This window comes from Virgibacillus sp. DJP39, assembly GCF_049310925.1.
In the GTDB taxonomy this organism is placed as follows: Bacteria; Bacillota; Bacilli; order Bacillales; family Amphibacillaceae; genus Virgibacillus_F.
In genome coordinates, this window is record NZ_JBMERP010000141.1 from 1 (window position 1) to 4,537 (window position 4,537).

The following is a 4,537-nucleotide window of genomic DNA, read 5'->3' on the forward strand; positions in this document are numbered from 1 at the left end:
ATAAAAATTATCGAGAGGGAGGCCTTTTCATATTGTTGTTCGAATCACTCAATCTTGAACCAGAAAAGGAAGAAAGAATTGTTAATGCAGCGACGAAGGTATTTGCTGAAAACGGTTATCTTAATGCGTCCACGAATGAAATTGTAAAAGAAGCAAAAATATCCAAGGGTTTGTTATTTCATTATTTTAAGAGTAAAAAGCATCTCTATTTGGCCTTATTTGAAAAGTTATCAGATATGTTTACAGAAAGAATTTATGAACGCATTGATTGGAAAGAGAAAGATATTTTACAAATGATACGCCAAGTAACATTGATTAAATTTGAATTTTTAACGGTCTATCCTGAGATGATTAATTTTCTCAATCGTGCTTATGGAGAGGATTCACCAGAGGTGGTAGATGACATTAAGGATAAGAGAGAAAAATTAACTGAAGATGTTTTCAGCAAATTATTTACTAACATAGATTTAACGAACTATAAGGAAAACATAGATCCTAATAAGGCCAATGAAGTTATTTTCTGGACTTTTGAAGGGTTCGCCAATCGGCAACAGGAAAAGGTGAAAACTATTTCAGTAGATGAAATTGATTTAGAAAATATCCTGGAAGAAATCGACGGTTATATTGAATTATTGAAAAATGCTTTTTACAAATAAGTTGGAATAGGGAGGGTAACTGATGAATGTTATCGAAATAAACCATTTAACCAAGTCATATGGGGAATCCAGAGGGGTCTCTGATATCAGTTTCAGTGTAGAGGAGGGAGAAATATTTGGATTTATTGGTCCAAATGGAGCAGGTAAATCCACCACAATCAGAACGTTATTGTCATTAATCTATCCAACAAGTGGAAGCGCGACGATTTTCGGGAAAGACTGCATTGAATCTGCTTCTGAGATTGCTAAGGAAGTTGGATACTTGCCCTCTGAAGTCTTTTATTATGACAATATGAAGGTTATGGATTTATTAAAATATGCAGCTAGTTTTTATAAGAAGGATTGTACAAAGAGAATCAAAGAATTAGCTGAGATATTAGATTTGGATCTGTCAAAAAAAATTGATGATTTGTCCTTAGGTAACAAAAAGAAGGTCGGAATTATTCAGGGGCTACTGCATGAACCAAAATTAATTATTCTTGATGAACCGACGAGCGGGTTGGACCCACTGATGCAGCAAAAGTTTTTTGATTTACTTAGAAAAGAGAATAAAAAGGGAGTTACCATTCTATTTTCCTCCCATATTTTAAGTGAAGTCCAGCGGTTGTGTGATCGTGTTGCAATCATTAAGAATGGTGAAATAGTCCAGGTTGAAAAAATAAGTACATTAAAAGAAAACAATCATAAAAAAATCAAAATAGATGTTAGTGAGTCAGTGGATGAAAATTATTTTGATATCGAGGGAGTAAGTAATTTAGAAGTTAAGGATAATCAGATCACCTTTTTGTACAGAGGGGACATTAACATTGTAATGAAAAAGATTGCGGCTATTAAAATTACCAATCTATGGATAGATGAGCCTGATCTGGAAGAAATTTTTATGCATTATTATGAAAAGGAGGACTAGTACTCTATGAATATATTTTTGCATGAAATGAAGGTTAATCGCAAATCCAATTTAATATGGACAGGTGCATTGGTTGTATTAGTAGTATTTTTCATGTCTATGTTTCCATCTATCTCAAAGGAAATTGAAGTGTTTAAGAAGTTGCTAGAAGGTTTTCCTGAAGAGGTAAGAAGCGCACTGGGAATACAAGTGGATAGTATCGGGTCGGTGATTGGCTATTATTCCTACACCTTTTTATATCTTACTTTATGTGGAGCAATTCAGGCGATGAACTTAGGAATATCGATTGGTTCCAGGGAAACCGTGGAGAAAACCGCTGATTTTTTATTAACGAAACCAGTAACCCGATTTAAAATACTTTTATCGAAGTTGGTGGCTGCAATTTCGTCATTACTGTTTACTACTACTATTTTAATAGTAACAGCAACCATCATGTTGCAGCTGGTAAAAACAGAGGCATATAACAATCAGGTATTTTTGATGATATCTATCACTTTTTTATTTGTACAGCTTATCTTTTTGGGTCTGGGTATGTTTATTTCAGTTATTTACTCAAAAATTAAATCTGTGATAACTGTTTCATTAAGTATTGTTTTTCTATTCTTTATTATCGGTATGGTAGCCGGAATCGACGGACAGGATTTGGGTCGTTATTTTTCTCCATTTCAATACTTTGATACCACCTATATAATGATTCATTCAAGCTATGAACCTGCATTTCTCTTAGTTGGAATGACGATCATAATTGTATCAATTATTCTAAGTTTTATGATCTACACGAAAAAAGACATCCATACTGTTTAAGGTGGAAAGGGGTAATTCAATATGAATGTATTTTACCGAGAAATGAAAGCGCATAGAAAATCACTTATTATTTGGTGTGTTGGGATGATCGCAATGATTGCTTCAGGTATGGGGAAGTATGCTGGTTTTTCTTCTACAGGTCAATCAATGAATGATTTGATTGCTCAAATGCCAGAGTCATTGCAGGCTATTACAGGTATGGGAAGCTTTGACATTTCTACTGCAGTCGGATTTTATGGCGTGCTTTTTTTGTATCTATTGTTGATGGCAACGATCCATGCTACCATGCTTGGAGCCACGGTGATCGCAAAGGAAGAACGGGACAGAACAGCTGAGTTTCTATTTGTAAAACCAGCAACAAGAACAAAAATTATCAGATTGAAACTGTTTGCAGCTTTAACCAATGTTATTATATTGACTGGTGTTACATGGATTTCCTGTCTTCTCATTGTCGGTAAATACAGTGACGGGGCATCCATTAGCAGTGCGATTGGAATGACTATGCTTGGGATGTTTATTTTACAGGTACTGTTTCTTACATTAGGTACAGCGATGGCTGCACTAATTAAAAAGCCACAAAAGGCTGCATCTTTTTCTACTGGTATACTTTTAATTGCTGTTATGTTGTCTTTTGCAGTTGATTTAAACAGTAATATAGCGAACTTAAAATATTTTACACCTTTTAAGTACTTTGAGGCTAAACATGTAATGGAGGGTGGTTTTGATCTGCTATTTCTTACTTTATCGATGCTGCTGATTACTATATTCGCAACAGTAACATTTGTTGCTTATAAGCAAAGGGATTTAAAGGTTTAACAAAAAAAGGAAAAGCTTTCCCTAAGGTTAGCTTTTCCTGGTTAAAAGTGTTTGTATAGCATACCGTTATAAACCTGGTAGTTGACTTGAATCTAGAATGTTACTTGCAAAAACAAGGATTATCGCAAGTAGTATAGCCAAAGATAAATATAGTACGAGTGATTTAACTTTTGTTCCTACTGAGGTTTTGTAGTATGTTTTAATACGTTTAATTTCTTTCCTTATCTTTAAAAGTCTGTTTTCGTTTTTGTTGTAAATATTTTCTATTACTGAAGCAAAACGAATAGCAGTATCTACTTCCAGTGTATCTTCTCTAATGTTCATTTCATTTAAAATTCTTCTTAAAATTTCTTTCTCTGCTTTATTTTTTTTAATTTCTGTGCGCTTCTTCTCCTGTAAAACTGGAAAGGTAAAACCTGTATTGTTTTGCAGATAACGATTAATCTGGTCTTTCCGTTCTTTAATTTTGACAAATAAAGAAGTATATTGATTTGCGGTGAGGTCTTGCTCGGAATGGTCAATGTCTTTTGGCCAACCTGTATTATTGTTAGTCAAAAATTGAAAGTCTTTGTTTATTTTGGTCAAAACGTTTTCTTCATGCTTCATGATAGCCAAATCTGTATTTTTTTTGAATTGTTTCCACCAGGTGACGAGACCAAAAATAAATATTAAAATTAGAATGGGATCTGGTGAAATAAAAAGAACCGGAATAAGAATCAGCAGCCCAACTAACCATATATTTGGAGACAATACACTAACTATCCGCCCACCATCAAGAGGTGATACTGGAAACAGGTTGAATAAATTAATAAGTGCACCTAGTTGAATAACAAGAACCCAATAAGGATCACCTGTTGTCATATAAAGAGCAAATGCTGGGATGATGGAAATTAATCCAGCTAAAGGACCACCATAAGCTACAAAGAACTCTGTTTTCGCATTGTCGATTTTTTTAGGGTCTATACCAATCGCGGCTCCTAAAAATGGAATGAAAACTGCTGGGCTTGTTGGAATGTTTTTTATTTTAGCTGCAACAAGATGCCCCATCTCGTGAATAAATATTAAGTAAACAAGTGCTATTGCAAATTTCCACCCATAAAATATAGCGTATGCCCAAAGTGATATAAACATCGAAGCTAATGTAGCAAATTTACCTAATTTCAATATGACTAAAAGCCATTTTGCTTTGGTTAATAAGAAGACGCCAATTACGGCCAGCCATCCCCAATAACTTTTATTTGTATTTTGTTTTGCAGTTGTTGCCATCATGAAACTCCCCAATCCATTGTTACTTTCTCTTATTATAGCAAGTTTAACATAAATTTATCATCTTCTCGCTTTAAGAAAAAGAGGG

5 protein-coding genes are annotated in these 4,537 nt (G+C 34.1%); 4 read left to right on the forward strand and 1 reads right to left on the reverse strand.

The features are described from left to right. The 4 genes from ACOI1D_RS21100 to ACOI1D_RS21115 form a co-directional block, all read left to right on the forward strand. Window positions 1-656: TetR/AcrR family transcriptional regulator (locus ACOI1D_RS21100; RefSeq protein ID WP_422504122.1), on the forward strand; the 656-nt coding region annotated here is incomplete at its 5' end. Window positions 657-678: 22 nt separating this feature from the next. Then, window positions 679-1,563: an ABC transporter ATP-binding protein gene (locus ACOI1D_RS21105; RefSeq protein ID WP_422504125.1), complete on the forward strand. Its 885-nt coding sequence runs from the start codon at window positions 679-681 to the stop codon at window positions 1,561-1,563. Window positions 1,564-1,569: 6 nt separating this feature from the next. Then, entirely contained in the window at window positions 1,570-2,367 is a 798-nt protein-coding gene (locus ACOI1D_RS21110) for an ABC transporter permease subunit (protein ID WP_422504127.1), read from the forward strand. A gap of 21 nt (window positions 2,368-2,388) precedes the next feature. Next, window positions 2,389-3,183: an ABC transporter permease subunit gene (locus ACOI1D_RS21115; RefSeq protein WP_422504128.1), complete on the forward strand. Its 795-nt coding sequence runs from the start codon at window positions 2,389-2,391 to the stop codon at window positions 3,181-3,183. Between the two features lie 66 nt (window positions 3,184-3,249). Here the strand turns inward: ACOI1D_RS21115 and ACOI1D_RS21120 are convergent, their stop codons facing one another. Then, window positions 3,250-4,449 (reverse strand): site-2 protease family protein, encoded by a 1,200-nt coding sequence (locus ACOI1D_RS21120; RefSeq protein WP_422504129.1) that lies wholly within the window; start codon window positions 4,447-4,449, stop codon window positions 3,250-3,252. Between the last annotated feature and the right edge of the window lie 88 nt (window positions 4,450-4,537).